We start from the raw sequence: 1,398 nt of genomic DNA on the forward strand, positions 1-1,398 counted from the left end.
AATTTCTATAATCCTGTGTTATCGTAATTTTTGTAATAATTCTTCGTCAAATCATAATTTTCATTTATTTTTTTTATTTCCATTCCAAACGGATTTTCATCTGCACTTAATATAATTGTATCCTCTTCTTCTCCTGTTTCTGTTTTCTCCGGTATTGCCTGCTCCTTTTTATATATTACAAGCGCTGCCACAATTCCTATCACTAATATTGCTATCACTATAATTCCCATTATGTTTTTCTTCTTCATTCTTATTTCCTCCATTTTCTTATGGTAATACAGCAGCAGTTGCAATTGATGCTCCACCTATTTTTACAGGTTGTCCCAGGTTTCAATTGATAAGTTATAATCCTCATCTGGGAATTTTATATTTTCCAATTCCTTTCCTGTTTCCATATCAGTTACGATAATCTGTAATGACCAGTCTTTGTTTCCATTCAATACATGATATATTTCTGAATCATATGTCAAAGTCATAAGTGAGCTCATCTTTTCCGTAAAGGTACTTTGACTGTTTAATATTTCTTTTGATACATCCAGATAAAGTATTTTGTAATCATCACTAATTCTAAAATGATATAATTCTTCATCCTTATTTTGTTCTATTACTCTTTTTATATCCTTTTCTGTTAACTCCAGCCAATTTTTTCGCTGCTGCTCTGTTATCTCTGCAACCAGTCCCTCTTCTTTACTTTCATATCCATATTGGCAATATCCGGACTCTCTCATCTCGGCAATATACGTCCTTTTATCTGTAAAAATAACTGGAATGATATACTTTTGTAGTCCTGTATTGTCATAATCTTTATAATAATTTCTTGTCAAATCATAGTCTTCATTTATCTTTTTTATCTCTATTCCGAACGGATTCTCATCTGCACTTAATACTACTGTCTCCGGTTCTTCCCCGACCTGTGATTTTTCCGGCACCATCTGCATCTTTTTATATACTATCAGTGCAGCCACTATTCCAATTGCAAACAATGCTATAATGATTATCCCCACTACATTTTTCTTTTTCATTATTATGTATCTTCACTTTCCTATCTTTTGTATAAAAGAATTACCGGCCTACATATTGTCCCAATTTTCAATAGATATATGATATCCCTCTTCCGGGAAATTTATATTCATTAATTCACCACCTGTTTCTAAATCTTTTCCAACAATGTGTATTGCCCAATCTGTTTTTCCATTCAGTACCTGATATATTTCCGAATCATATATCAATGACATAACGAGTGCTGTATGTGTTGTTGTTTTTCCATTTAGTATTTCTTTTGAAATTTCCAATTGAAGTTCTTCATAGTTACGAGTAAATTTAAAACTATAAAACCCTTCTTCACCTTGTCCTATAATTCTATTGATATCATTTACTGTATAATTAAGCCAATCTTCT

3 protein-coding genes are annotated in these 1,398 nt (G+C 31.6%); all 3 read right to left on the bottom strand.

The window, feature by feature from the left end:
• Positions 1-5: 5 nt before the first annotated feature.
• The gene (locus DW059_RS15480; protein ID WP_117699380.1) at positions 6-248 is read right to left on the bottom strand and encodes a hypothetical protein; all 243 of its coding nucleotides are present in this window, start codon (positions 246-248) and stop codon (positions 6-8) included.
• 63 nt (positions 249-311) lie between these two features.
• Positions 312-1,022: a hypothetical protein gene (locus DW059_RS15485; RefSeq protein ID WP_117699381.1), complete on the bottom strand. Its 711-nt coding sequence runs from the start codon at positions 1,020-1,022 to the stop codon at positions 312-314.
• Between the two features lie 48 nt (positions 1,023-1,070).
• Positions 1,071-1,398, bottom strand: a 328-nt coding sequence (locus DW059_RS16025) for a hypothetical protein (RefSeq protein WP_158552145.1), incomplete at its 5' end; no start/stop codon positions are given.

This window comes from Roseburia sp. AF42-8 (assembly GCF_003435965.1).
Taxonomy (GTDB): domain Bacteria; phylum Bacillota; class Clostridia; order Lachnospirales; family Lachnospiraceae; genus Roseburia_C; species Roseburia_C amylophila.

What these genes read in the sequence shown, in the direction of transcription:
- DW059_RS15480 (WP_117699380.1), bottom strand. Translation starts at nt 248, where the DNA reads ATGAAGAAGAAAAACATAATGGGAATTATAGTGATAGCAATATTAGTG.
- DW059_RS15485 (WP_117699381.1), bottom strand. Translation starts at nt 1,022, where the DNA reads ATGAAAAAGAAAAATGTAGTGGGGATAATCATTATAGCATTGTTTGCA.